Raw genomic sequence first — 25,618 nt, forward strand, 5'->3', positions numbered from 1 at the left:
CGGGTTGGTCACCGGCGTGCCGCATGCGGAACACTGGTAGACCACCGGACGTTGTGCCGGTGGACAAACTCACCGGACGAGCAGGAGGACCGGGGCCCCGACAGGTCCCGCACGTACATGGACGCTAAGCGGATTCTGCGCACACCACTGCTGTGGATCTTGGTCCTCATCAGCGCGCTCGTCTTCGGCATGATGTTCTCCGAGTCCGGCCCGCCCCGGATCGACACGTCGGCTGCGATGACGCAGATCAACGACGGCAACGTCGAGTCGGCCAAGCTGCTCAACAACGAGCGCATGGAGCTGACCCTCAAGAAGCCCTACACGTCGCCCGACGGCACGGTGAAGGACGCGAAGACGGTCTACGCCTTCTACGTCGACGCGCGCGGCGGCCAGGTCGTCGCGGCGCTCAACGCCAAGCCGCCGGCCCAGGGCGTCGACGACCAGATCGACCAGCCGAGCTGGTTCGGCTCGCTCCTCTTCTCGATCCTGCCGATCATCGTGATCCTCGCGCTCTTCTGGTTCCTCATGGGCCAGATGCAGGGCGGCGGCAACCGCGTCATGCAGTTCGGCAAGTCCCGCGCCAAGCTCGCGACCAAGGACACCCCGAAGGTCACCTTCGCCGACGTCGCCGGCTGCGACGAGGCCATCGAGGAGCTCCAGGAGATCAAGGAGTTCCTCCAGGAGCCCGCGAAGTTCCTCGCCGTCGGCGCCAAGATCCCCAAGGGCGTGCTGCTCTACGGCCAGCCCGGCACCGGCAAGACGCTGCTCGCCCGCGCGGTCGCGGGTGAGGCCGGCGTGCCGTTCTACTCGATCTCCGGATCGGACTTCGTCGAGATGTTCGTCGGTGTCGGCGCGAGCCGTGTCCGTGACCTCTTCGAGCAGGCCAAGGCCAACGCCCCGGCCATCGTCTTCGTCGACGAGATCGACGCCGTCGGCCGCCACCGCGGCGCCGGCATGGGCGGCGGCCACGACGAGCGCGAGCAGACCCTCAACCAGCTGCTCGTCGAGATGGACGGCTTCGACGTCAAGACCAACGTCATCCTCATCGCGGCGACCAACCGCCCCGACATCCTCGACCCCGCGCTGCTGCGTCCCGGCCGCTTCGACCGCCAGATCGCCGTCGACGCGCCCGACATGATCGGCCGCCACCGCATCCTCGAGGTGCACGCCCAGGGCAAGCCCGTCACGGCCGACGTCGACCTGCTCGCCGTCGCGCGCCGCACGCCCGGCTTCACCGGTGCCGACCTCGCCAACGTCCTCAACGAGGCCGCCCTGCTGACGGCCCGCAGCGACAAGAAGGTCATCGACAACGAGGCCCTCGACGAGGCCATCGACCGCGTCATCGCCGGCCCGCAGAAGCGCACCCGCATCATGTCGGCCAAGGAGCGCAAGATCACGGCCTACCACGAGGGTGGTCACGCCCTCGTCGCCGCGGCGCTCAACCACACCGACCCGGTGACCAAGGTGACGATCCTCCCGCGTGGCCGTGCCCTCGGCTACACGATGGTCATGCCGATCGACGACAAGTACTCCACGACGCGCAACGAGATCCTCGACCAGCTCGCGTACGCCCTCGGTGGCCGCGTCGCCGAGGAGATCGTCTTCCACGAGCCGACCACCGGTGCCAGCAACGACATCGAGAAGGCCACGGGCATGGCCCGCAAGATGGTCACCGAGTTCGGCATGTCCGAGCGCATCGGCGCCATCAAGCTCGGCCAGAGCACCGGCGAGGTCTTCCTCGGCCGCGACATGGGCCACCAGCGCGACTACTCCGAGGAGATCGCCCGGATCGTCGACGAGGAGGTCCGTGCCCTCATCGACGCGGCCCACGACGAGGCGTACTCCGCCCTCAACGCCAACCGCGACCTGCTCGACCACCTCGTCCTCGAGCTGCTCGAGAAGGAGACGCTCAACGTCCACGAGCTCGCCGAGCTGTTCAAGCCGGTCGTCAAGCAGCCCGAGCGCCCCACCTGGCTCTCGTCGCAGACGCGCCAGCTGAGCGACCGTCCGCCGGTGCTGACGCCGGCCGAGATTGCCGCGCAGAACGGCCAGAACGGCTCCGGCCAGAACGGCCACCTGCCGCCCCCGGTGCCGGCCGACAAGCACATCGAGAGCCAGATCGACGAGGCTGCCTCCGTCGGTGCGCACCCGCTCGCCGACGAGCACCCCGCCGAAAAGATCGTCGAGGTGCCGGACGACCGCCCCGTCAACCCCGACGAGAAGAGCTGACGCGTGACGATCGACCAGCCGCGCGCCGAGGCGGCCGTGCGGGAGCTGCTCCTCGCCATCGGTGAGGACCCCGACCGCGAGGGCCTGCTCGACACCCCGGGCCGGGTGGCCCGCTCCTTCAGCGAGATCTACGCCGGACTCGACATGACGGCGGCGGACGTGCTCGGCACGACGTTCGAGATCGACCACCAGGAGCTCGTCATCGTGCGGGACATCGAGCTCTACAGCACGTGCGAGCACCACCTCGTGCCCTTCCACGGGGTGGCGCACGTCGGCTACATCCCGAGCAAGGACGGCCGGGTCACCGGCCTGTCCAAGCTCGCCCGGCTCGTCGAGGTCTTCGCCCGGCGCCCCCAGGTGCAGGAGCGCCTCACGACCCAGATCGCCGACGCGCTCGTCGAGCACCTCGACGTGCAGGGCGTCATCGTCGTGGTCCAGGCCGAGCACCTGTGCATGTCGATGCGCGGCATCCGCAAGCCCGGCGCCAGCACGATCACCTCGGCGGTGCGCGGCCAGCTGCGCGACCCGGCCACTCGAGCAGAGGCCATGGCGCTGATGCTCGAGGGCAACAAGTGAGCGGCGAACCCTCCACCCACCTCGGCGCCCACCTGACGTCCCGGACGCGCCCGGCTCCCTGCGCGACGTCGGCCGCGACACAATGGCGCCCATGACTGCGCCAGCTCCCCGCAAGCGGACCACGCCCGATGCCACCGCGCTCCTGTCGGTGCGCGACCGCACGCTCGTCATGGGCGTCGTCAACGTCACTCCCGACTCGTTCTCCGACGGCGGGCAGTGGTTCGAGCAGGACGCCGCGATCGCGCACGGCCGTGAGGTCGTCGCGGCCGGCGCCGACATCGTCGACGTCGGCGGCGAGTCGACGCGGCCGGGCGCCGAGCGTCCGTCGGTCGAGGAGGAGCTGCGCCGGGTCGTCCCCGTCGTGACGGCCCTCGCGGCCGATGGGGCCGTCGTGTCCGTCGACACGATGCGCGCCTCGGTCGCCCGGGCGGCGGTCGACGCGGGCGCGAGCATCGTCAACGACGTCTCGGGCGGCCTGGCCGACCCCGAGATGGTGCCGTGGGTGGCCTCCGACCGGCTGCCGTTCATCGCCATGCACTGGCGGGGGCACAGCACCGAGATGCAGTCGCGGGCCATCTACGACGACGTCGTCGAGGACGTGATCCGAGAGCTGGCGCAGCGGCGTGACGCGCTGCTCGAGGGCGGCATCGACGAGGAGCGCCTCGTGCTCGACCCCGGCCTCGGCTTCGCCAAGAACGCCGACCACAACTGGGCCCTCATGGCCGACCTCCCGGCCCTGCACGAGCTGGACCAGCCGATCCTGCTCGGCGCCTCCCGCAAGACCTTCCTCGGTCGGCTCGGCCGGGACGAGGGCGACGCCCCGCGTCCCGCCCCGGACCGCGACGTCGAGACGACCGCGACGTCGGTCATGGCCGCCATGGCAGGCCTGTGGTGCGTGCGCGTCCACGACGTCGCCTCGACCGTGCGTGCGCTCAGCGTCGTGCAGGCGGCGCTCGAGCACGCCCCTGAGGAGCTCTCCGACTGACCGAGCCCGGCCACCTGCCGGCCGGCCACCCACCACCCGACCACCATCGACGACCACCGACGACCTCGTGAAGGATCCCCACTGATGCCCGACCGCATCGTGCTGCAGGGCGTGACCGCCTGCGGCCACCACGGAGTGCTCGAGAGCGAGAAGCGCGACGGCCAGACGTTCCTCGTCGACGTGACGATGAGGCTGGACCTCGAGCCGGCCGGCCGCACCGACGCCCTCGCCGCCACCGTCAACTACGCGGAGGTGGCCGCCGACGTCGTCGCCCGCATCACCGGGCCGTCGTTCGACCTCATCGAGCGTCTGGGGGAGGTCATCGCCGACGACGTGCTGCGCCACGACCTCGTCCACACCGTCGAGGTGGTCGTGCACAAGCCGGAGGCACCCGTGGGTCATCCGTTCACCGACGTCCAGGTGCACCTCACCCGCACCAACGCTGCCCACGTCGTCATCGCGCTCGGCAGCAACCTCGGCGACCGGGGCCAGACCCTGACCGACGCGGTCGCGGCGCTCACGGCGCTGCCGGGGCTGACGGTGACGGCCGTGTCCGACATCGTGGCAACCGACCCGGTGGGCGGTCCCGACCAGCCGGAGTACCTCAACGCCGTCGTCACCGCGCGCTCGTTGCTGCACCCCACGGACCTGCTGTCCGAGCTGCACCGCATCGAGGCCGATCACGGCCGCACCCGCAAGGTCCGCTGGGGCGCCAGGACGCTCGACCTCGACCTCATCCAGTACGGCACGCCCGGCGGCCACCGCGAGGTCACCGCGGAGGTCCCGGAGCTGATGCTGCCGCACCCGCGCGCGCACGAGCGGGCCTTCGTCCTCGTGCCGTGGCTCGACGCCGACCCCCGCGCGACCCTGCGGCTGGGCGAGGGCGCGGCCGGCATCCGACGGGTCGACGAGGTGCTCGCGGGCCTCGACCGGTCCGGCGTGCGCCCCGGTCCCCGATGGGAGCACCAGTGAGACCCCACTCCGGCATTCGCGTCACGACGCTCGTGCTCGCGGGACTGGCCATGACGGTGGTCGCGTGGCTCGTGCTGCGCTGGCTCTCCTCGGGCGGCAGTCCCGTCCCCGAGCCCGGCTGGATCGGGGCAGCGGCCATGGTCTTCCTCGGCGGCGGGCTGCTCCTCGCCGGCTGGCAGGTGCGCAAGGTCCGTGACGGCCGACCCGACCCCGCGATCACGCCGCTGCGCGCCGCCCGCACGCTCGTGCTGGGCCAGGCGGGCGCCCTCACCGGGGCGGTGCTCGTCGGGTGGTATGCCGCGAACGCGCTCGTCCTGCTGCCCGACGGGGACGTCGACTCGCAGCGCAGCCGCATCTGGCTCTTCGTGCTGCACGCGGTCGTCGCGCTGCTCCTCGCGGCCGCGGGCATGGTCGTGCAGGCCTGGTGCCGGCTGCGACCGCGCGACGACGAGGACGACGAGGACGCCGGCGCTCCACGCTGACCGGTGACGTGCGTGATGGTCCTGCGCCCGGTGGGGTGATCACCCCACCGGGCGCAGGACCATCTGGCGCCTCATCCGCAGCACCAACCACCGCGGACCGGGGCGTGCAACCCGGCCCGGGCCGGGCCGGAGGCCGGGAGTCGGCTCAGGTGGTGCCGGCGACGCTCACCGTCGACGTCGGGATCGTCGTCGAGCTCGTCGGCGGCTGCGGCGGACCGTCCGGCTTCGTCGTGCGCGTGGGCCACGGCGGGGGGATCGTGTCGACGGTGTCCTCGTCGGAGCAGGCCGCAGCGAGCGTGACCACGCCGGTGATGAGGGCGACGGCCACGCCGCGCACGAGGTTCTCCCGCGAGACCCGGGCAGACGGCATACGCCCCCTCACTTGTCGACGTCCCCGACGACGAAGAACATCGACCCCAGGATCGCGACCATGTCGGCGATGAGCTGGCCCGGGAGCATCTCGCTCAGCACCGACACGTTGTTGAACGACGCCGAGCGCAGCTTGAGCCGCCACGGCGTCTTCTCCCCGCGCGAGACGAGGTAGTAGCCGTTGAAGCCGAGAGGGTTCTCGGTGGCGCAGTAGATCCCGCCCTCGGGGACCTTGAGCACCTTGGGCAGCTTGACGTTGATCGGGCCCTGGGGCAGCTGCACGAGCCGGTCGAGGCAGGCCTGCGCGAGGTCGAGCGAGACGTGCACCTGCTCGAGCAGCACCTCGAGGCGAGCGAGGCAGTCGCCCGCGGTGCGCGTCACGACGCGGCCGGGACCCTTGTCGCCGAAGAGCTCGCCGTAGGCGAGGTAGGGCGCGTCGCGGCGCAGGTCGACGTCGAGGCCGCTGGCCCGCGCGATCGGCCCGGAGACGCCGTAGGACTCGACCGTCGAGAGCGGGAGCACCCCGACACCGCGGGTGCGCGCCTCGAGGATCTCGTTGCCGACGATGAGCCGCTCGAGGTCGGGAAGTCGCTTGCGCACGTTGGCGATCGCCTTGTCGACGCGCCCCATCCACCCGGCCGGGAGGTCCTCCTTGAGGCCGCCGACGCGGTTGAACATGTAGTGCATGCGCCCGCCCGAGACCTCCTCCATGACCGCCTGGAGCTCCTCGCGCTCGCGGAACGCGTGGAAGACCGGCGTGATCGCGCCGAGCTCGAGGGGGTAGCTGCCGAGGAACATCAGGTGGTTGAGCACGCGGTTGAGCTCGGCCAGCGCGGTGCGCGCCCAGACGGCCCGCTCGGGCACCTCCATGCCGAGCATCTGCTCGACGCCGAGCACGACCCCGAGCTCGTTGGAGAAGGCGCTGAGCCAGTCGTGGCGGTTGGCGAGCACGATGATCTGGCGGTAGTCGCGCACCTCGAAGAGCTTCTCGGCGCCGCGGTGCATGTAGCCGACGATCGGCTCGGCGCTGACGATGCGCTCGCCGTCGACGACGATGCGCAGGCGCAGCACGCCGTGCGTGGCCGGGTGCTGCGGGCCGATGTTGAGCACCATGTCGGCGGTCGCGAGCCCGCCCGCGCCGATGCCGACGGTCAGGGCGCGCCCCTCGTCGGGGGTGGACGGTCGTGTGCCGTCGACTGCGCTCGTGCCGCTCACAGGCTCGACCCTACGTCGGTCATGCGATCGAGTATGCCGTGAGCGCCCTCGTGCCCGTCACGCGGCGTAGCGTCGTGCGGACCACTGCGGACCAGTGCCGGCCGCAGAGGACCGCAGAGAAGCGGCGAGACGAGTGGAGGCGTCATGAGCGAGCTGACCCCGTACATCTGCGTGGCCGACTCGAGGGCCGCGATCGAGTGGTACGGCGAGCACCTCGGCGCCGTGGTCACCACCCCGCCCATGGTCATGGACGACGGCCGCGTCGGGCACTGCGAGCTGGCCGTCGACGGCGCCCGCTGGATGATGTCCGACGAGTTCGAGAGCGCCGGCGTCGCGCCGCCCCTGCCGGGCCGCGGCAACGCCGTGACGCTGCACCTCACGGTGCCCGACGTCGACGCGCGCTGCCGCCGGGTGCAGGAGGGCGGCGCGACGATCGACCGTGCTCCGGAGGACAACCCGCCGATCGGCCGGCTCGCGGTCTTCCACGACCCGTTCGGCCACCGGTGGTTCCTCAACCAGCCGCTGGAGGGTGGCTGAGGGGAGGGCCTCAGGAGCGGTCGGCCTCGCGGCCGCGCAGCACGAGGTAGCCACCGATCGCCAGGAGCACGAGCGTCCCGATGACGGTGAGCAGGATGGGCACGAAGAGCGAGCCCTGGCCGTCGTCGGCGGCCGAGACCGGCTTGACGTGCACCGTCGCGCCGGCGGTGGCGGTCGAGCCGTCGAGGCCGACCGTCGCGTGGAAGGAGAACGTGCCCGTAACGGGGTGCCCGTCGTCCGAGGTGATCCGGTAGGAGACCGTGTAGTCGCCCCCGGGCGCCGTCGGCGCGATGGCCTGCTTGACGTCGCGGCCGGAGATCGTCGGCGTGCCGGACGACACCGGGCCGGACGGGCCGGTGACCACGACCTGGGCGCCGAGGGCGAGCGGCGTCTCGGAGAAGGTGAGCACGACCGCGTCGGGCAGCTTCGTGACGGTGGTGCCGTCCGCGGGGTTGGTGCGCTCGAGCGCGTCGTGGGCGAAGGCCGCCGCGGGGGCGGCCACGAGCAGGCCGAGGGCGAGCAGTGCGGAGGCGAGACGACGCATGACGTTCAGGTTACGTCGTGCCCGCGGACGCGTTTCACCGCCCACCAGAAGCCCCCGAAACCGTCGCGGTGCAGCAGCTGCGCCTCGGTGCTCGCGTGCTCGAGCCCCGCGAGGTAGGCGAGCGGATCGGCGCCCGCGAGCGCGTGCGGCGGGGTGGCGCCGGTCAGGCCGAGGGCCTGCAGCGCCTCGCGCTGGGGACGCACGACGTCGGCATCGAGGCTGTCCACGGCGACGTGCGCGGTGAGGTCGCACGAGCCGTCGGGCACGGGCGTGGTCAGCTGCCCGCTCGCGTATGCCGTGAGCGTCCCCCCGGCAGGACGCCCGGTCGCCGTGTGGCCGTAGTCCACGGCGACGAGCGTGCCCGAGTCGACGCGCGAGACCAGGTCGGCCCAGGCCTCGTCGCGGGCGCGGCCCACCTCGATGCGGTCGCCGGGGGTGGTCGTGGGCCAGTGCGCGTCGGCCCACTCCCGGTCCTGCCCGGACAGCGGGGCGCCGAGCGACTCCGCACCCGTGTCGGGGTCGACGAGGACCTCGCGTGCCGTGCCGTCGGCGTCGACCTCCGCGACGGTGCAGGGGACGACGTCGAGCCACTCGTGGGCGATGACGAGGGCGTCGCCCAGGCCGGTCAGCTCGGGCGGCAGGCCTGCGCCACCGGGGGAGCGGAGCCACTCGACGCGGGGGTCGAGACCGGCCGGCCGGTCCACGACGTCGACGGCGACGACGCGGGTCGCCTGCGGGGTGCGCGTGCCGCCGGGGCTGGTCGGGTCCATGGCGTCCACGAGGTGGGTCGCGAGTTCGCCCCGCCCGGCGCCGACGTCGACGACGACCCGAACCGGGTGGTCGGGGAGCGCGAGCAGCGCCCGCGCTAGCCTCGCCCCCGTGGCTCCGTGGGCGGCTGTCGTGAAGTGCGCCGCCGGCCCGCCGCGCGTGACGTAGAAACCCCGGCCCACGGCATACAACGCCTCGTGCCACGCCTCGCGCCAGGGAACGGGATCCACGCCTGCCGACTGTAGGCGATAGCGTGCCGTGGGTGAGCACCCCGCACGAGCGTCCTGCGCGCTTCGACGTCGGCGTCGTGGGCGCCGGGCGCGTCGGAGCCGTCCTCGGAGCTGCACTGGCCCGCGCCGGCCACGTGGTCACCGGTGTCTCCGCGGTCAGCGAGGAGAGCCTCGAGCGGGCCGCGACGCTGCTGCCGGGCGTGCCGGTCAAGCCGATCCCGGAGGTCGTCGCCGGCGCGCACCTCGTCGTGCTCGCCGTGCCGGACGACGCCCTCGCCGACCTCGTCCGCGGCCTCAGCGCCACGGGCACCTTCACCCCCGGGCAGCTGGTCATGCACACGTCCGGCGCCCACGGGATCTCGGTCTTCGAGGCCGCCGCCGACAGCGACATCGTGCCGCTCGCGATCCACCCGGCCATGACGTTCACGGGCACGGAGCTCGACCTCGAGCGCCTCCACGACTGCTGCTTCGGCGTGACGACCCTCGACCTCGCCCGTCCCCTCGGCGAGGCGCTCGTCATCGAGATGGGCGGCGACCCGGTGTGGATCGCCGAGGAGGACCGCGTCACCTACCATGCAGCCCTCGCCCACGGGTCGAACCACCTCGTCACCCTCGTCGCCCAGTCGATGCAGCTGCTCGGCGAGGCCGGGGTCGACGACCCGGCGCGCGTCCTCGAGCCGCTGCTCTCCGCGGCGCTCGCCAACACGCTCCAGCGGGGTGACGCAGCCCTCACCGGTCCGGTGGCCCGCGGCGATGCCGGTACCGTTGCCGGGCACGTCGCGATGCTGCGCAAGGTCGCCCCGGACATCCGGCCGACCTATCTCGCCCTGGCCCGCGCGACGGCGCAGCGGGCCCTGCTCAGCGGTCGCCTCCGCGCGTCCGACGCCGACCCGCTGCTCGAGCTGCTCGCGCACGAGGAGGACCAACCGTGACCGACACGACCGCACCGACCGTCACCCATCCCGTCACCCCGCCCGCCACCCCACCTGTCACGCCGGTGGTGGTGCGCACCCGTGAGGAGCTGCGCGAGGCCCGCTCGGCGCTCGACGACGGCGACGTCGCCGTCGTCATGACGATGGGGGCCCTGCACGAGGGCCACGCGACCCTCATCCACCAGGCCCGCAAGGCCCACCGCCACGTCGTCGTGACGATCTTCCTCAACCCGCTCCAGTTCGGGCCCAAGGAGGACCTCTCGCGCTACCCGCGCACGTTCGACGCCGACCTCGAGATCTGCACCGCGGCGGGGGTCGACCTCGTCTTCGCGCCGACGCCCGACGTCGTCTACCCCGAGGGCGACCCCGGGGTGCGCGTGTCGGCGGGGCCCCTCGGTGACGTGCTCGAGGGCCAGTCCCGGCCGGGGCACTTCGACGGCATGCTCACCGTCGTCGGCAAGCTCATGCACCTGACCCGCTGCAGCGCGGCGTACTTCGGGCAGAAGGACGCTCAGCAGCTGCTGCTCATCCGGCGCATGTGCCGCGACCTCGACTTCCCGGTGCAGGTCGTGGCCGTCCCCACCGTGCGCGAGGCCGACGGCCTGGCGATGTCGAGCCGCAACACCTACCTCACGGCGTCCGACCGGGAGACGGCCCTGTGCCTCTCGGCGGCGCTGCGGGCCGGTGCGGCAGCGGCTGCCGAGGGCCCGTCCGCGGTCCGTCGCGCGGCCCGGGCCGTGCTCGTCCGTGAGCCGCTGGCGCTCGTCGACTACCTCGTGCTCGTGCACCCGGACACCCTCGAGGACGTCCCGGAGTGGTACCGCGGTGAGGCGCTGCTCGCCGTCGCCGGTCGAGTGGGTACGACCCGTCTCATCGACAACCTGCCCGTCCTCGTCGGTCCCGGCGGTGGCGCGCTCGAGACGTTCACGCAGTCCTGAGGGGACCGGGTCCCCTTCTCCCGCAGGGCGGTTCACGCCCCCACATCCATCGAGGAAGACGCACCGTGCAGCGTTTCATGCTCCACTCGAAGATCCACCGTGCGACGGTCACGCAGGCCGACCTGCACTACGTCGGGTCGCTGACGATCGACCGCGACCTGCTCGACGCGGCCGACCTGTGGCCCGGCCAGCAGGTCGACGTCGTCGACGTCGACAACGGCAACCGCCTGACGACCTACGCCATCGAGGGCGAGCGGGGCACCGGCATCGTCTGCATCAACGGCGCGGCCGCCCGGCTCATCTCGCCCGGTGACACGGTCATCATCATCGCGTACGCCGCCATGGACGATGCCGAGGCGCGCACCTTCGAGCCGAGGGTCGTCTTCGTCGACGAGCACAACCGGGCGGTCGAGGTGGGGCACGATGCAGGGGACGTGCCCGACGGCTTCGGCCTGATGACCTCGGCCGTCACCGAGCGCCAGCACGAGTACCAGCACGAGCACCAGCACCAGACCCAGGACTGAGAGGCCAGTCGTATGCCGCAGAGCGGGCTCCCCGAGGTGACCGTCCCCCGGCGGCTGCGCGCGCCCGCGCCCGGCTGGACGGCCACGGCCGACGTCATCGTCGTCGGCTCGGGCATCGCCGGCCTCACGACCGCGCTGCGCCTGCGCCGACGGGTCGACCGGGTGCTGCTCGTGACCAAGACGGTGCTCGACGAGGGCTCGACCGCCTGGGCGCAGGGAGGCATCGCCGCCGTCATGTCGCCGGAGGACAGCCCGGCGGAGCACATCCACGACACGCTCGTCGCCGGCGTCGGGCTCTGTGACGTCGACGCCGTCGAGGCGCTCGTGCGCGAGGGCACCGACGCCGTCTGGGACCTCATCGCCCTCGGGGCCGAGTTCGACCGCGGCGACACCGGCGGCCTGTCGCTGACCCGCGAGGGCGGCCACCACCGCGACCGCATCCTGCACGCGGGCGGCGACGCGACGGGGCGCGAGATCAGCCGCGCCCTCATCGCCGCGCTCGACCGGGTGCGCGACGACCCCGGCATCGAGGTCATCGAGCACGCGCTCGTCGTCGACCTGCTCACCGACGCCGACGAGCGTGTCTGCGGCGTGACGCTGCACGTCATCGGCGAGGGCCAGGTCGACGGCGTCGGGGCGGCGCACGCCCGTGCCGTCGTGCTCGCGACCGGCGGCCTCGGCCAGATCTACGCCTCGACGACCAACCCGTCCGTCGCCACCGGTGACGGCATGGCGGCCGCGCTCCGGGCAGGCGCCGTGCTCGCCGACCTCGAGTTCGTCCAGTTCCACCCCACCGTCCTCTGGCTCGGCGAGGGCTCGCGCGGACAGCAGCCGCTCATCTCCGAGGCGGTGCGCGGTGAAGGAGCCTTCCTCGTCGACGAGGCGGGTGAGCGCTTCATGCAGGGCCAGCACCCGCTCGCCGACCTGGCGCCGCGCGACGTCGTGGCCCGCGCCATCATCGCCCGGATGCGCGAGACCGGCACCGACCACGTCTACCTCGACTGCCGCCACCTCGGCGCGGAGTTCCTCGAGCAGCGCTTCCCCTCGATCGTCCAGCGCTGTCGCGAGCTCGGCTTCGACCCGGCCACGCAGCTGCTTCCGGTCGCGCCGGCCCAGCACTACGCGAGCGGCGGCGTGCGCACCGACCTGCGCGGGCGCTCCTCGCTCGAGGGCCTCTACGCGTGCGGCGAGACCTCGTGCACGGGCGTCCACGGTGCCAACCGCCTCGCCTCCAACTCCCTCCTCGAGGGCCTCGTCTTCGCCCGCCGCATCGCCGACGACCTCACGACGCGCCTCGCCGCCGGTGAGCTCCCCGAGGCGACGCCCGTCGCGCCGGCCGGTCAGCCCGAGCTGATCCGCGGCAAGCGGCGGCTCGACGTGCAGCGCGCCATGACCGCCGGCTCGGGCACGGTGCGCTCGGCGGCCTCGCTCGCCGCGACCGAGCAGACCCTGGCCGGGCTCGCGGCCCGGGCGGTCGACGACGACGCCGACAAGCAGGGTGGTCCCAAGAGCTGGGAGACGACCAACCTGCTCCACCTCGGACGCGCGCTGACGTATGCCGCCGCCTTGCGTGACGAGACACGTGGCGGTCACGTGCGCGAGGACTTCCCGGCCCGCGACGACGCGCACTTCCTTCACCACGTGCACCTCCGACGCTCCGGGTCCGGCGTGCTCGAGGCGACGGTCGTGCCGGTGCCGCCGTCGAACCTCGACGGTCTCGACCTCGACGGCTCCGGAGCGTCGACGCCGCTGGACGTCCTCGACAAGGCCCGCGCGGAGGGCACGGTGACCACGAAACCCCTTGCACGGCATACGCAATCGGTGGACCAGACGGTGGACGACACGAAGGAGACGCAGTGAGTGGCGACGGGCTGAGCGGCTTCCCGCGCGAGTGGGCGCGTGAGCTCGTCACGGTGGCGCTGCGCGAGGACCTCGGTCCCGACGACGTCGACGTCACGACGCTGGCGACGATCCCCGCCGACCAGACGCGCACGGCCGAGATCGTCGCGCGGGCACCGGGCGTCGTGGCCGGCGTGCCGGTCGTCGAGCTCGTCCTGGCGGCCGTCGCGGAGCGCATCGGCCGCGTGGTGCCGACGGTGGAGGTCGTCAACGACGACGGTGCCCGTCTCGAGCGCGGCGACGTCATCGCCCGGCTCACGGGTCCGACGCAGGTGATCCTCGTCGCCGAGCGCACCATCCTCAACATCCTCAGCCGGTTGTCGGGAGTGGCGACGCACACCCGGCGCTGGGCCGACGCACTCGAGGGCACGTCGACGATGGTCCTCGACACGCGCAAGACGACGCCCGGCCTGCGCTGGCTCGAGAAGTACGCCGTCCGGTGCGGCGGCGGCACCAACAAGCGCATGGGTCTCTACGACGTCGCGATGATCAAGGACAACCACAAGCTCGCTGCCGGTTCGGTGGCGGCGGCGTATGCCCTGGTGCGCGAGCGCTTCCCCGACGTCGACGTGCAGGTCGAGGTGACGACGCCGGCCGAGGCGCAGGAGGCCTACGACGCCGGCGCGCGCTTCATCATGTGCGACAACATGTCGGTCGACGTGCTGGGTGAGACGGTCGGGCTGCTACGCGCCGCAGGCGAACCCGTCGAGATCGAGGCCACGGGCGGGCTCACGCTCGAGGTGGTCCGGGACTACGCCGGCACCGGCGTCGACTTCGTCTCCGTCGGCGGCCTGACCCACAGCTCGCCCATCGTCGACATCGCCCTCGACCTCACCGACTGACCCGTCGAGAGGCCACGTCTGGCCCCCTCCCAACCGTCGAGAGGCCAGGTGTGGCCCTCTCTCGCCCGTCGAGAGGCCACGGGTGGCCCCTCGATCGTCGGTGGCCGGGCCGCTGGTGGGCGTAGCCTGCCAGCGAGGAGGGTGCCGTGGGCGTCGTCGACGAGCTGGTCCGCGCGAGAGCCGAGTTCGAGCGCGGCGAGTGGGCCGCGGCCCTCGAACGGTGGTCCTCGCTCGACCCCGACGGCCTGACGGCCGCCGACCTCGAGTCCGCCGGGTCCGCCGCGCAGCTGCTCGGCCGTCCTGCCGACGCGGTCGACCGCTACGAGCGCGCCTTCGAGGCCAACCTCGCCGCGAGTGACGTGGCCAGGGCGGTCCGGTGCGCGTTCCACCTGTCGATGGTGCTGCGGATGAGGAGCGACCACGCGGCGGCCTCGGGATGGCTCGCCCGTGGCGAACGGCTCGCCGCGCACCTGCCCGACGGAAGCCTCGACGCGGGCTACCTCACCTTCTCGCGGATGTTCGAGCACCTCGGCCGCGGTGACTTCGTGGCCGCCCGGGACTGTGCCGAGCGCGCCACCGAGGCGGCGCGCCGGCACGGTGACCCCGGCCTGCTCGCGGTCGGGCTCTGTGCGCAGGGCCGGATGGCGATCTCCGGCGGCCGGATCCCCGCCGGCGTCTCGCTGCTCGACGAGTCGATGCTCGAGGCGACGAGTCGCACTCTCGAGCCGGTCCTGCTCGGCAACGTCTACTGCACCGCCGTCGAGGGCTGCCAGGAGGTGTCCGACCTGCGCCGCGTCGAGGAGTGGACGCAGGTGCTCCAGCGCTGGTGCGAGGAGCAGCCCGGGCTCGTCACCTTCACCGGACAGTGCGCCCTGCACCGCGGCCAGGTGATGGTGGCCCGCGGTGCGTGGGACGAGGCCGTGGAGGAGCTGACGGCAGCCATCGACCGCTATCGGCTGGCGGGGGCGCTGCCGGCGGTCGGCCTGGCGGCGTGCGAGCTCGGCGACCTCCACCGTCTGCGCGGCGACAGGGTCCGCGCCGAGGCGGCCTACGAGACGAGCGCCGAGCACGGCTTCGACCCGCAGCCGGGCTCGGCCCTGCTGTGGCTGGCCCGCGGCTCGCAGGCCGCCGCGCTCGGCGCCGTCCGGCGGCTGCTCGTCGAGACGCGCACGGCCGTGGCCCGCACCCGGGTGCTGCCCGGCGCCGTCGTGGTGCTCCTCGCCACCGGCGACGTGGAGGCCGCACGCACGTGCGCCGGCGAGCTGGACGAGCACGCCCGGTCCTTCGGTTCCGACGTGCTCGCGGCACGGGCGGCGTATGCGTGGGGCCTCGTCGAGCTCACCGCTGACGACCCTGCTGGCGCCCTGCCCTACCTGCGGCGGGCGCAGCAGGGCTGGCTCCGCCTTGACGTGCCGTACGACGCCGCGCTCGCCCAGGCCGCGACCGGGCGCGCCCTCCTCGCCCTCGGGGACGCCGAGTCCGGTCGGCGGGCGCTGGCGTCGGCGCGCCAGGTCTTCGTGACCGTCGGAGCGCGGCCCGACGTCGAGGCGGTCGACCAGGCGGTCGGTCCGCCGTCGCGGCCGGCGGGCTTGAGCGAGAGGGAGATCGAGGTCCTCCGGCTCGTGGCCGCCGGCCAGAGCAACGCGCAGATCGCGTCCGGGCTAGTGCTGAGCGACCGCACCGTGGCCCGGCACCTCAGCAACATCTTCGGCAAGCTCGGCGTGAGCAGCCGCACGGCTGCGGCTGCCTTCGCCTTCGAGCACGACCTGCTGTGACGTCCCGTTGTGACGTCCTGGTGTCACGAACGGCTGTGACCGCGCGTCAGGCCGGGGCCGGCTGCGCTGTCCTGGCGGCGCTGCGCCGGAGGACGTGCTGCGCGACGTGGGCGGCGTCGCGCCCGACGCCCGGCAGCACCATCGAGGCGAACGCGTACTGGAAGGCGAGGCCGCAGAAGTAGAGGCCGGGAACGTCGCTGGAGACGCCTCGGAACTCCCGCGGCCAGCCGTCCTCGCCGATGACCGGGAGGTCGACCCAGTCGAAGCGCTGAGCGAAGCCGGTGGCCCAGACGACGTTGGCGACGTCGAGGGCCGTCCCGTCCTCGAGAGTGGGTCGACCGTCGGTGGCGCCGACGACGCGCTGGGTGCGGCGCTCGACGCCGCGCGCCGCGAGGTCCTCGCGCTTGACGCGCAGCATCGGTCCGCCGTGGTGACGGATCTCGCCCATCATCTTGCGTCCCATGGGAGTTCGCCGCGTCAGCACGTGCCGCCACGCGAAGAGCAGGACGGGGAAGACGACGTGCACGGCCTTGGTGTCCCAGCGCACCGGCAGCTGGCCGCAGTCGCGGCCCGCCAGCACGGTCGGACGGGACTGTGCCAGCTCGTAGGCGATGTCGCACCCGGAGTGCGAGGCGCCGACGACGAGGACCGGCCCCTCCCGCAGCTGGCTCGGCCGGCGGTACTCGCTCGAGTGCAGCTGCAGGACCGACGGGTCGAGGTCCGCCGCGAACGCCGGCACGTGCGGTGACCGCCCGAAGGTGCCCGTCGCCACGACGACGTTGCGGCACGCGATCTCGCCCGTGTCGGTCGTGACGACGAAGCCGTCCCCGTCGGCCGCAGCTGCGAGTCGCTCCACGCGCACGCCGAGGCGGACCGGCAGGCCGAAGTGGCCGGCATACGACTGCAGGTAGGCGGCGACATCGTCCTTGCCGGGGAATGACCGCGGGTCGCCGGGAAAGGCCAGACCCGGCAGGCCGTCGTGGCGGGCGGGGGAGTAGAGGCGGAGCGAGTCGTACTGCTGTCGCCAGCCGTCACCGACGGCCTGGTTGCGCTCGAGCACGACGCACTCGTGGCCGCGGCTGGTGAGCTCGCGCGCCGTGGCGAGGCCGGCCTGGCCTGCGCCGATGATGACGGTCTCGATGGTTTCCATGGTGTCCTCCCGTGGTCCGCTGCCGATGTCGTGCTGCAACGGTAGGAAGCCAGCCGGGAGAGCCGCGTCGGCCGGGATGCCCATCTGCGCCGGCCCGCGGATGGGTCGAAATGACCACGACCGGCCGCTCCGCGAGTTGCGGGTCGACCCGCGCGGCGCACCGACCGGACGGTGCAGCAACCCACGGAGGGGCCACGCACCCGCGGAGCGTCAGTAGCGGTGGTGCCAGAGGTTGACGGCGTAGTCGACGCCGGTGGCGTCAGGGTGCTCGGCGAGGATGAGGTCGGCGTGCTCCGGCGCGAACTCGATGGCGACGACGGCCTCGAAGTCCTCGCGCGAGTCGAAGTCCCAGCGGATGTCGAGCCGCTCGCGCTCCCAGCCCTGGCGCTGCCAGAAGCGCTCGACCGCGCGAGGGTCGTAGGAGGGCAGCGCCCGCCGGAACCACTGGCCGAACGTCGACCGCGTCGCGTCGTTGTCGATGACGAAGGCCGCGCCGCCCGGTCGCATGACGCGCTCGAGCTCGGCCAGGCCCGGCTCGCAGCCCGGCCCGAAGAAGTACGCCCACCGCGCGTGCGCCACGTCGAAGGAGTCGTCGGACACCCCGATCGCGGCCGCGCCCTCCTCGCGGACCGAGACGGACGGCATACCCGAGATGCGTTGTGCCGCAAGGGCGGCCAGCGGTGGGTGCGGCTCGACACCGACGACCGACCGCGCGTCGGCCGCGAAGAACGGCAGGTGGTAGCCCGTGCCGCATCCGACGTCGAGGACGTCGCGGCCCGACCAGTCGAGCACCGAACGCATCGCGTCCTCGATGACGTGCCCGCGGTCGACACCGCGGTTCTCGACCTCGTAGACGTCGGGCGCCTCCCAGATGTTGGGGGACGGGATGAGCTCGCTCATCGTCGCCTCACCTGCCCCGCTGGGCCTCGATGGTGGCCGGGTGCACGAGCAGCGGCAGGAGCTTGCGCACGCCGCGTGCCCGGACGGCCTTGACCTGGGCCAGGTGCGCCTCGGCGCGGATCGCCAGCTCGGCGTAGGCGAGCGGCCCCATGAGCTCGGTGAGCTCGGGTGCGTTGGAGCGGTAGACGGGCTCGCGCCCGACGTGCGCCTCGGAGTTGCCCGAGCAGTACCAGTCGAGGTCGTGGCCGCCGGGGCCCCAGCCGCGCCGGTCGTACTCGGTGATCGTCACCTCGAGGTAGCTCGTGTCGTCGGGCAGCTCGACGGTGCGGAAGGTGCGGCGGATCGGCAGCTGCCAGCACACGTCGGGCTTCAGGGTGTGCGGCTCGACGCCCGTCAGGACGGCGTGCTGGTGGAGGGCGCAGCCGGCGCCCGCCGGGAAGCCGGGGCGGTTGAGGAAGATGCAGGCGCCGTCGACGACCTTCGTCTTGCGCGCACCGTCCTCCTTCTCGGTCCAGTCGTCCTTGCTGCCGGTGGCGCGGCCGACGGAGTGGTACTCCCACTCGTCCTCGCCGAGCTCCTGGACGGCCTTCTCGACACGCTTCCAGTCGTCCTTCTCGGTGAAGTGCGCGCCGAGGGTGCAGCAGCCGTCGTCGGGCCGGCCGGCGTAGATGCCCTGGCAGCCGCTGCCGAAGATGCACGTCCAGCTGCTCGTCAGCCACGTGAGGTCGCAGCGGTAGCGCTGGTTCGCGTCGGCGGGGTCGGTGAACTCGACCCACACGCGGGGGAGGTCCAGAGGTGCTTCAGCCACCGGCTCACCCTATGCCGCCGACGTTTCCGCCGCGCTCGCGACGCCCACGTCGTGGGCACGTCGTCCACGTCGTGGCCCGGGAGGACTGCCTGCGTATGCCGGGTGCTTCCGTCAGCGCCCACGCCGGCGTAGCGTGGCGGTGGCGTCCAGGTCGCCTCCGGTGCGCGGGAAGGGGCTCAGCCCTCCTGGGAGAGAACGGCATGCGGTCCGACCTCCTTTCGGCCCGACCAGCGCACGCGGGCACGACGAGAGGAGGCCGTCATGGCCCTGTCCCTGCCCGCCGACCCCGACCTCGAGCACCTGCGCCGCGCTGCGCGACGTCTCCAGCGCGCGGTCCGGTCCGGCGACCCCGGAGCGCTCGAGCGGGTGTCGCTGCACCATCCCGAGTGCCCTCCCGAGGACCGGACGGTCTTCGCGCTCTCGGACGCCCAGCTCGTCGTCGCCCGGACGTACGGCTTCCCGAGCTGGCCGAGGCTGCTCGCCCACCTCCGCACGTCGCAGGACCTGTCGCGAGACATGGCTGCCCTCGACCCCGTCGGCGATGACGAGTTCGCTGCAGCACAGGCTGATCCGGCGTCGCTGGTGGCTGCCCTGGCCTGCCTGACGTACACGGGGCGTGACGAGCCCGCCCGCTGGGCGCGGGCCGAGCAGCTGCTCGACGAGGAGCCCGGCCTCGTCGACCGTGACGTCGCCGTCGCGGCCGCCGCGGGTGACGTCGGCGCCCTGCGGAGGCACATCGCGGCCGATCCCGCGACGGCGACGCGCGAGGCGGGCCCGTTCCGCTGGTCGCCGCTGCTCTACGTCGTCTACTCCCGCGTCCCGCAACGGGACCCGGTCGGTGCGGCGCGAACGTTGCTCGACGCCGGTGCCGACCCCGACAGCGGCTACCTGTGGCACGGCCTCGCGACGCCCTTCACCGCTCTCACCGGCGTCTTCGGTGAGGGCGAGGGCGGGCGTGGTCGTCAGCCGAGGCACCCGGACTGGCACGAGCTCGCCGAGCTGCTCCTCGACCGCGGGGCCGACCCCAACGACCGCCAGACGCTCTACAACCGGATGTTCAACCGCGACGACAGCCATCTCGAGCTGCTCCTCGAGCACGGCCTCGGCCGGCCGGCCTCCGAGGTCTGGACCCGCCGGACCGGAACGGCGGGTGAGACCGTCGACGAGATGATCGACCGTCAGCTGCGCTGGGCCGTGTCGCACGGGTTCCACGCCCGGCTCGACCTGTTCGCCCGCCACGGCCTCGACGGGCGGGAGCCTGATCCCGGCGCCTGGGCCGGGTCGCCCACTGAGCTACCGCCGATCCACCGGGCCTCCACCCCCGACGCCGTCCGCTCGGTGGTGGCCGCGGGGGCGGACGTCGAGGCCCGCCACGACGGCCGCACGGCGCTGCACCAGGCGGCCTTCATGGACGACGTGGAGCTCGTCCGGGCGCTGCTGGGGGCCGGCGCGGACCCGGAGGCGCGCGACGACACGCACCGGACCCGACCCCTCGAGTGGGCCCGATGGGCACGTGCCCGGGAGGCCGAGCAGGTGCTCGAGCCGGTCACCACCACGTACGGCTGAGCCGCCGGGGGCCGTCGCGCAAGACAGGTCAAGCAGGCCAAAGGAGGTCGAGGGAGGTCCGGGCCGGCTGTGGGAGGCCGGCCCGGGTCCCGCACACCGTCAGTGCGACGTGGCGGTGCCGTCGCGGTGGTGCATACGGGTGACCTGGAGGTCAGCGGCGCCGACGAGGAACGTGACGGCGCCGACGATCCACGCCGTCCACGCCATCGGTCGGGTGCTGCTGAACCCCATGACCCACGGCGCGACGATGAACGCCACGCCGATGAGGGCCGTGAAGCCCTCGAGGGGGATGAGGTCGGGCCGGACGAGCTCCGCGATCGCTGCCAGCGCCGCGATGGCGCCGAGGACGATCATCGTCGTCGTGGCCCGCGTGGTGGTTGTCGTCCAGATCGGCGACAACGCCGCATAGATGCCGGCGATCAGAGGCAGTGCATCTTGCGGATGCGTCCATCGGTTCATGGTCGCATCGACCCTCTTTCACACGGGTCCGTCGATCCTTCTGGCGGACCGGACATCTCGATTGTCGGACGCGGTCCGGCCGTGGTCAACGGTCGCCGGTCCGCGCCGCGCGTGCGCGGAGGGCGCGGCGGGCGGCATACGGTGTCCCCATGACTGCGCACGACGTCGTGAGGGCGCGAGGCCGTCGACCGGGCGGGGTGGACACGCGCGCCGCGATCGTCGAGGCGGCACGAAAGTCCTTTGCTGCCAAGGGATACGACAAGACGAGCATGCGTGGCATCGCCCGTGAGGCCGGTGTCGACCCGGCTCTGGTGCACCACTACTTCGACGGCAAGGCGGCGCTCTTCGCCGAGACGATGGCCGTGCCCGTCAACCCCGCCGAGCTCATCGAACGCGTCCTCGAGGGCGGTCGGGAGCGGCTCGGCTGGCGGCTCGTCGAGACCTTCCTGACCGTCTGGGAGCCGCCCGAGCGGCGCGAGGCCCTCGTCGCCCTCGTGCGCTCGGCGATGACGAGCGAGGAGGCGGCGCGGATGCTGCGCGAGTTCCTCGGGCGTGAGGTCTTCGGGCGCCTCGCAGCCTCGGCCGGCGCCGAGGACGCGCAGCTGCGCGGTGCGCTCGCGGCCTCGCAGATGATCGGAGTCGTCATCGCGCGCTACGTCGTGCGGGTGCCGGGTCTGGCGGAGGCGACGCGGGCTGATCTCGTCGAGCGACTGGGTCCGGTCCTCCAGGGCTATCTGGTGGACGGGCCGGTCGCGCCGGAGTAGATTTCATCACATGATGAATAACAGTGGGCCGGCGGTCGTCGTGAGCGGCCTGCAGGTCGTGCGGGGCAAGCACCGGGTCATCCCAGGGATCGACCTCGAGATCCCCGGCGGCCAGGTCGTGGGACTGCTCGGTCCCTCGGGCTCGGGCAAGTCCACGCTCATGCGCTGCATCGTCGGGGTGCAGATCATCGAGTCCGGCACCGTCACCGTCCTCGGCCATCCCGCGGGCTCTCCCGTGCTGCGCGACCGCGTCGGCTACGTCACCCAGAGCCCCAGCGTCTACGCCGACCTCAGCGTCCGCGACAACGTCGCCTACTTCGGCCGGGTCATCGGCCTGCGCGGCGCCGAGCTGCGCGAGGCCGTCGACCGCACGCTCGCCGAGATCGACCTCGTGACCTACGCGGAGCAGCTGGTGCAGGACCTCTCGGGCGGGCAGGAGTCCCGCGTCTCGCTCGCCGCCGCGCTCGTCGGCCGTCCCAGCCTGCTCGTCCTCGACGAGCCCACGGTCGGGCTCGACCCGGTGCTGCGACGTGACCTGTGGGACCTGTTCCGTCACCTCGCCGACCGAGGCCACTCGCTCGTCGTCTCGAGCCACGTCATGGACGAGGCCACCCGCTGCGACCGGCTCGTGCTCCTGCGTGAGGGGCGCGTCCTCGCCGACCTCACCCCGGCCGAGCTGCTCGAGCGCACCGGCGCGGTCGACGCCGACGCCGCCTTCCTCGCCCTCATCGACGCCGAGACCGCCAGGTCCGGGGGAAGGAGCGCCTCGTGAACGGCGCACTGACCGTCGCCACCTCGGGCCGCGTGCTGCGCCAGGTCCGCACCGACCGCCGGACCATCGCCCTCATCATCGTCGTGCCCTGCGTGCTGCTCGGCCTGCTCGCCTGGATCTACGACGGCACACCCGTCTTCGACGCCATCGGGCCGGCCCTGCTCGGCGTCTTCCCGATGGTCGTCATGTTCATCGTGACCTCCGTCGCGACCTTGCGCGAACGCCAGTCCGGCACCCTCGAGCGTCTCCTGACGACGCCCATGGGCAAGGGCGACTTCATGATGGGGTATGCCGCGGCGTTCGGTGCGCTCTCTACCGTGCAGGCACTGATCGCAACGGGATTCGCCGTCTGGATCTGTGGTCTCGACGTCGCCGGACCGCTGTGGCTGCTCGTCGTCGTGGCCGTCTTCGATGCCGTGCTCGGCACGGCTCTCGGGCTGCTCGCGAGCGGCTTCGCGCGCACCGAGTTCCAGGCGGTGCAGTTCATGCCGGCGTTCCTGCTGCCGCAGTTCCTGCTGTGCGGGCTGCTCGTCCCTCGCGACCAGATGCCCACCGTGCTCGAGTGGGTGAGCAACGTGCTGCCCCTGTCCTACGCCGTCGACGCGATGAAGGCGATCGCCGGCAACCCCGACCCCGTCACCGCGGTCCTGGGTGACCTCGGGATCGTCGCGGCCTTCATCGCCGGAGCCCTAGCCCTCGCCTCGCTCACGTTGAGCCGCCGCTCCGCCTGACGGCATACGCCCCTCCGCCCCGCTCCACCCGACCGAACGCCGCGTTCGGGGAGGGAGGCGTGACTAGGGTTGGGGCATGCGCCTGGGCGTCATCGACATCGGGTCCAACACGGTCCACCTCCTCGTCGTCGACGCACACCCCGGCGCGCAGCCGCTGCCTGCCTTCTCGCACAAGATCGAGCTGCGCCTGTCCGAGAGCCTCGAGGCGGACGGCCGGGTCAGCGACGAGACGGCCGACCGGCTCGTCGCCTTCATCCGCGAGTGCCTCGATGTGGCCGAGGACCAGGGCGTCGGCGACCTCTTCGCCTTCGCGACGTCGGCGCTGCGCGAGTCGCCCAACGGCGACGCCGTCATCGAGCGGGTGCGCGCCGAGACGGGCGTCGAGCTCGAGGCGCTGAGCGGCCCTGACGAGGCCCGAATGACCTTCCTCGCCGTGCGCCGCTGGTTCGGCTGGTCGAACGGGCGGCTGCTCGTCGTCGACATCGGCGGGGGCTCGCTCGAGCTCGCGACCGGCCTCGACGAGGAGCCCGACGTCGCCCTCAGCCTCCCGCTCGGCGCGGGGCGGCTGACCCGCGAGCACCTCCACGACCACCCGCCGACCGAGGCGGCTGCGCGCGAGCTGCGCTCGCTGGTGCGCTCGACCCTGGCCGAGCACGTGCGACCGCTGCTGACCTCCGGGCCGGCCGACCGCGCCGTCGGCGCCTCGAAGACGATGCGCTCGCTCGCCCGGATCGCCGGAGCGGCGCCCCGCGCCGACGGGCCGTTCGTGCCGCGCACCCTGACCCGCGACGACCTCCGCGAGATCGTCGCCCGCGTCGGACCCCTCGACAGCGCTGCCCGATCCGAGCTACCCGGCGTCTCCGAGGGTCGGGCCCGCCAGCTGTATGCCGGCGCGCTCGTGGCCGAGGCCGCCCTCGACCTGCTGCAGGTCGAGCAGCTCGACATCTGCCCCTGGGCGCTGCGCGAGGGCCTCATCCTCCGGCGCCTCGACCACCTCACCTCGTGACCCGAGAGACATCGGACCACGGCGTGGCCCGGCCCGCGGCAGGCGCCCGGCGGTGGCGCACAATGGCCGCATGACCATCCGGGTCGGGCTCTCGACCGCCTCGCTCTACCCCGACAACGCCGCGACCGCCTTCGCGACCGCGGCGCGGCTCGGCTACGACGCCATCGAGGTCATGGTCTGGACCGACCCCGTGACGCAGGAGGCCGGCGCGCTGCGCGCCCTGTCCGAGCTGCACGGGCTGCCGATCGTCTCGGTGCACGCGCCCACGCTGCTGCTGACCCAGCGCGTCTGGGGCACCGACCCCTGGGGCAAGGTCGACCGCTCCATCGACCTCGCCCTCGAGGTGGGCGCGCGCACCGTCGTGCTGCACCCGCCCTTCCGCTGGCAGCGGGAGTATGCCGCGGGCTTCGTCGACGGGGTCGCGCTGCGTGAGCACGAGTCGGGCATCAGACTGGCCGTCGAGAACATGTACCCCTGGCGCACGGCCCGGCGTGACGTCCTGGCCTACCTGCCGCACTGGGACCCGGTGGGCCAGGCCTACGACAACGTGACCCTCGACCTGTCGCACACGGCGACGGCCGGCTCTGACGCCCTCGAGATGGCGCAGGGGCTCGGTGACCGGCTCGCGCACCTGCACCTCGCCGACGGGCTCGGGTCGTTCCTCGACGAGCACCTCGTCCCGGGCCGCGGCGGGCAGCCGTGCGCGGCCGTGCTCGAGCACCTGGCGGACTCGGGCTGGGACGGCGAGGTCGTCGTCGAGGTCTCGACCCGCAAGGTCGGGCGCGAGCAGCGTGAGGTCGACCTCGCCGAGGCGCTGGCCTTCGCCCGGCTCGCGCTCGTGCCGACCCGCGGGGCCAGCCGCATCTGAGCTCCGAGGCGCTCAGTCGGTGGACGGGCGCCAGCCGCGGGGACGCACAGAGACCATGTCGACGCTCGCGTCCGGGCCGGCGTCGATGGCCAGACGGGCGGCTCGGACGACCGAGGCCACGTCGAGGTAGGCGCCCGCGTCGTAGTCGGCGCCCTCGAACGCGACGAGCTCGTGCTGCATGTCGGTGTCGACCCGGCCCGGGTGCAGCGAGGTGACGCGGACACCGTGCTCGCGCTCCTCCTGGCGCAGCGAGTCGCTGAATGCACGGAGCGCGAACTTCGAGGCGCAGTAGGCGCCCGAGGCCGGCGTCGCCGTCAGGCCCGAGCCGGAGTTGACGGTGATGACGAGGCCGTGGTCGGCGCGCAGCGCCGGCAGCAGGGCCCGGGTGACGGCCGCGACGGCGACGACGTTGACCGTCATCGAGTCGGCCCAGTCCTGCACGGGCGAGTCGGCCACGGTCCCGCTGCGGAGGATCCCGGCCGAGTGGACGAGCACATCGACCCGGGGGAGACGGGGCACGAGCGCGTCGAGGGCGGTCTCGAGCGACCCGCCGGGGGAGCAGTCCGCGAGGTCGGCCACCAGCCCCTCGGCGGAGGGGAGCGACGCGACGATCTCGGCCACGGTGTCCGTGCTGCGCCCGCCGATGACGAGGTGATGGGTGTCTGCGAGGTCGCGGGCGACGGCCAGCCCGATCCCACGGGTGCCACCGGTCACCACGGCCACGGGGCGCGATTGCTCACTCATGACGCCACCCTACGAGCCCCACCCGACCCACTC

27 protein-coding genes are annotated in these 25,618 nt (G+C 72.9%); 18 read left to right on the forward strand and 9 right to left on the reverse strand.

All coding sequences use genetic code 11. From position 1 onward, the window contains the following. Nucleotides 1–117 precede the first annotated feature (117 nt). The 5 genes from ftsH (at nt 118) to U5C87_RS08755 (ending at nt 5,244) form a co-directional block, all read left to right on the forward strand. Nucleotides 118–2,229, forward strand: a complete 2,112-nt coding sequence (gene ftsH, locus U5C87_RS08735) for an ATP-dependent zinc metalloprotease FtsH (protein WP_330476202.1) — start codon at nt 118–120, stop codon at nt 2,227–2,229. Nucleotides 2,230–2,232: 3 nt separating this feature from the next. Beyond that, a complete protein-coding gene (gene folE / locus U5C87_RS08740; protein WP_030195565.1) occupies nt 2,233–2,805 on the forward strand; it encodes a GTP cyclohydrolase I FolE in 573 nt (190 codons plus the stop codon). 91 nt (nt 2,806–2,896) lie between these two features. Beyond that, entirely contained in the window at nt 2,897–3,790 is an 894-nt protein-coding gene (gene folP / locus U5C87_RS08745; RefSeq protein WP_443082110.1) for a dihydropteroate synthase, read from the forward strand. A gap of 84 nt (nt 3,791–3,874) precedes the next feature. Beyond that, nucleotides 3,875–4,762, forward strand: coding sequence for a 2-amino-4-hydroxy-6-hydroxymethyldihydropteridine diphosphokinase (gene folK, locus U5C87_RS08750; RefSeq protein ID WP_330476203.1), 888 nt, complete (start codon nt 3,875–3,877; stop codon nt 4,760–4,762). Continuing rightward, complete coding sequence (locus tag U5C87_RS08755; RefSeq protein WP_330476204.1) at nt 4,759–5,244, forward strand: DUF3180 domain-containing protein; 486 nt, start codon at nt 4,759–4,761, stop codon at nt 5,242–5,244. Before folK ends, U5C87_RS08755 begins: the two co-directional genes overlap by 4 nt. A gap of 145 nt (nt 5,245–5,389) precedes the next feature. Here the strand turns inward: U5C87_RS08755 and U5C87_RS08760 are convergent, their stop codons facing one another. Together U5C87_RS08760 and U5C87_RS08765 are read right to left on the reverse strand one after the other, a co-directional pair. Continuing rightward, nucleotides 5,390–5,614 (reverse strand): hypothetical protein, encoded by a 225-nt coding sequence (locus U5C87_RS08760; protein WP_330476205.1) that lies wholly within the window; start codon nt 5,612–5,614, stop codon nt 5,390–5,392. A gap of 8 nt (nt 5,615–5,622) precedes the next feature. Continuing rightward, on the reverse strand, nt 5,623–6,726 hold the full coding sequence (locus U5C87_RS08765) for an NADH-quinone oxidoreductase subunit D (protein ID WP_330476673.1): 1,104 nt from the start codon (nt 6,724–6,726) through the stop codon (nt 5,623–5,625). Nucleotides 6,727–6,972: 246 nt separating this feature from the next. Here U5C87_RS08765 and U5C87_RS08770 point away from each other — a divergent pair, with 246 nt between their 5' ends. Next, nucleotides 6,973–7,365: a VOC family protein gene (locus U5C87_RS08770; protein ID WP_330476206.1), complete on the forward strand. Its 393-nt coding sequence runs from the start codon at nt 6,973–6,975 to the stop codon at nt 7,363–7,365. Between the two features lie 10 nt (nt 7,366–7,375). Here U5C87_RS08770 and U5C87_RS08775 read toward each other — a convergent pair whose 3' ends face one another. Together U5C87_RS08775 and U5C87_RS08780 are read right to left on the reverse strand one after the other, a co-directional pair. Beyond that, entirely contained in the window at nt 7,376–7,909 is a 534-nt protein-coding gene (locus tag U5C87_RS08775; protein ID WP_330476207.1) for a copper resistance CopC family protein, read from the reverse strand. Between the two features lie 5 nt (nt 7,910–7,914). After that, nucleotides 7,915–8,907: an SAM-dependent methyltransferase gene (locus U5C87_RS08780; protein ID WP_330476208.1), complete on the reverse strand. Its 993-nt coding sequence runs from the start codon at nt 8,905–8,907 to the stop codon at nt 7,915–7,917. 23 nt (nt 8,908–8,930) lie between these two features. Here U5C87_RS08780 and U5C87_RS08785 point away from each other — a divergent pair, with 23 nt between their 5' ends. The 6 genes from U5C87_RS08785 to U5C87_RS08810 all read left to right on the forward strand — a co-directional run bounded on the left by U5C87_RS08785 (nt 8,931) and on the right by U5C87_RS08810 (nt 15,817). Further along, on the forward strand, nt 8,931–9,839 hold the full coding sequence (locus U5C87_RS08785; RefSeq protein WP_030195589.1) for a Rossmann-like and DUF2520 domain-containing protein: 909 nt from the start codon (nt 8,931–8,933) through the stop codon (nt 9,837–9,839). Then, nucleotides 9,836–10,777: a pantoate--beta-alanine ligase gene (panC, locus tag U5C87_RS08790; protein ID WP_443082111.1), complete on the forward strand. Its 942-nt coding sequence runs from the start codon at nt 9,836–9,838 to the stop codon at nt 10,775–10,777. Before U5C87_RS08785 ends, panC begins: the two co-directional genes overlap by 4 nt. A gap of 65 nt (nt 10,778–10,842) precedes the next feature. Then, nucleotides 10,843–11,301, forward strand: a complete 459-nt coding sequence (gene panD / locus U5C87_RS08795; protein WP_330476209.1) for an aspartate 1-decarboxylase — start codon at nt 10,843–10,845, stop codon at nt 11,299–11,301. 12 nt (nt 11,302–11,313) lie between these two features. Further along, nucleotides 11,314–13,161, forward strand: a complete 1,848-nt coding sequence (locus U5C87_RS08800; RefSeq protein WP_330476210.1) for an L-aspartate oxidase — start codon at nt 11,314–11,316, stop codon at nt 13,159–13,161. Further along, on the forward strand, nt 13,158–14,042 hold the full coding sequence (gene nadC / locus U5C87_RS08805) for a carboxylating nicotinate-nucleotide diphosphorylase (RefSeq protein WP_330476211.1): 885 nt from the start codon (nt 13,158–13,160) through the stop codon (nt 14,040–14,042). The genes U5C87_RS08800 and nadC overlap by 4 nt, the downstream gene beginning before the upstream one ends. A gap of 146 nt (nt 14,043–14,188) precedes the next feature. Next, nucleotides 14,189–15,817 (forward strand): helix-turn-helix transcriptional regulator, encoded by a 1,629-nt coding sequence (locus U5C87_RS08810; protein ID WP_330476212.1) that lies wholly within the window; start codon nt 14,189–14,191, stop codon nt 15,815–15,817. 46 nt (nt 15,818–15,863) lie between these two features. Here U5C87_RS08810 and U5C87_RS08815 read toward each other — a convergent pair whose 3' ends face one another. The 3 genes from U5C87_RS08815 to U5C87_RS08825 all read right to left on the reverse strand — a co-directional run bounded on the left by U5C87_RS08815 (nt 15,864) and on the right by U5C87_RS08825 (nt 18,675). Beyond that, nucleotides 15,864–16,967: a flavin-containing monooxygenase gene (locus U5C87_RS08815; RefSeq protein WP_330476213.1), complete on the reverse strand. Its 1,104-nt coding sequence runs from the start codon at nt 16,965–16,967 to the stop codon at nt 15,864–15,866. Between the two features lie 210 nt (nt 16,968–17,177). After that, nucleotides 17,178–17,867 (reverse strand): class I SAM-dependent methyltransferase, encoded by a 690-nt coding sequence (locus U5C87_RS08820; RefSeq protein WP_330476214.1) that lies wholly within the window; start codon nt 17,865–17,867, stop codon nt 17,178–17,180. A 7-nt stretch (nt 17,868–17,874) separates the two neighbouring features. Beyond that, entirely contained in the window at nt 17,875–18,675 is an 801-nt protein-coding gene (locus U5C87_RS08825; RefSeq protein WP_330476215.1) for a hypothetical protein, read from the reverse strand. Nucleotides 18,676–18,936: 261 nt separating this feature from the next. Between U5C87_RS08825 and U5C87_RS08830 the strand changes: the two genes are divergently transcribed. After that, nucleotides 18,937–20,241 carry an ankyrin repeat domain-containing protein gene (locus tag U5C87_RS08830; protein WP_330476216.1) on the forward strand — a complete coding sequence of 435 codons (1,305 nt, stop codon included), beginning with the start codon at nt 18,937–18,939 and terminating at the stop codon, nt 20,239–20,241. Nucleotides 20,242–20,340: 99 nt separating this feature from the next. On the opposite strand, the gene U5C87_RS08835 is transcribed toward U5C87_RS08830, so the two are convergent. Next, a complete protein-coding gene (locus U5C87_RS08835) occupies nt 20,341–20,700 on the reverse strand; it encodes an SPW repeat protein (RefSeq protein ID WP_030195631.1) in 360 nt (119 codons plus the stop codon). Between the two features lie 149 nt (nt 20,701–20,849). Here U5C87_RS08835 and U5C87_RS08840 point away from each other — a divergent pair, with 149 nt between their 5' ends. From U5C87_RS08840 to U5C87_RS08860, 5 genes are all read left to right on the forward strand, one after another. Next, nucleotides 20,850–21,464 carry a TetR/AcrR family transcriptional regulator gene (locus U5C87_RS08840; protein ID WP_330476217.1) on the forward strand — a complete coding sequence of 205 codons (615 nt, stop codon included), beginning with the start codon at nt 20,850–20,852 and terminating at the stop codon, nt 21,462–21,464. Between the two features lie 10 nt (nt 21,465–21,474). Next, on the forward strand, nt 21,475–22,236 hold the full coding sequence (locus U5C87_RS08845) for an ABC transporter ATP-binding protein (protein WP_330476218.1): 762 nt from the start codon (nt 21,475–21,477) through the stop codon (nt 22,234–22,236). Continuing rightward, entirely contained in the window at nt 22,233–22,967 is a 735-nt protein-coding gene (locus U5C87_RS08850) for an ABC transporter permease (RefSeq protein ID WP_330476219.1), read from the forward strand. The genes U5C87_RS08845 and U5C87_RS08850 overlap by 4 nt, the downstream gene beginning before the upstream one ends. Before the next feature lie 76 nt (nt 22,968–23,043). Beyond that, on the forward strand, nt 23,044–23,973 hold the full coding sequence (locus tag U5C87_RS08855; protein WP_330476220.1) for a Ppx/GppA phosphatase family protein: 930 nt from the start codon (nt 23,044–23,046) through the stop codon (nt 23,971–23,973). A gap of 70 nt (nt 23,974–24,043) precedes the next feature. Next, the gene (locus tag U5C87_RS08860; protein WP_330476221.1) at nt 24,044–24,841 is read left to right on the forward strand and encodes a sugar phosphate isomerase/epimerase family protein; all 798 of its coding nucleotides are present in this window, start codon (nt 24,044–24,046) and stop codon (nt 24,839–24,841) included. Nucleotides 24,842–24,853: 12 nt separating this feature from the next. On the opposite strand, the gene U5C87_RS08865 is transcribed toward U5C87_RS08860, so the two are convergent. Beyond that, the gene (locus U5C87_RS08865; protein ID WP_330476222.1) at nt 24,854–25,585 is read right to left on the reverse strand and encodes an SDR family oxidoreductase; all 732 of its coding nucleotides are present in this window, start codon (nt 25,583–25,585) and stop codon (nt 24,854–24,856) included. Between the last annotated feature and the right edge of the window lie 33 nt (nt 25,586–25,618).

The organism is Terrabacter sp. C0L_2, from assembly GCF_036352015.1.
In the GTDB taxonomy this organism is placed as follows: Bacteria; Actinomycetota; Actinomycetes; order Actinomycetales; family Dermatophilaceae; genus Terrabacter; species Terrabacter tumescens.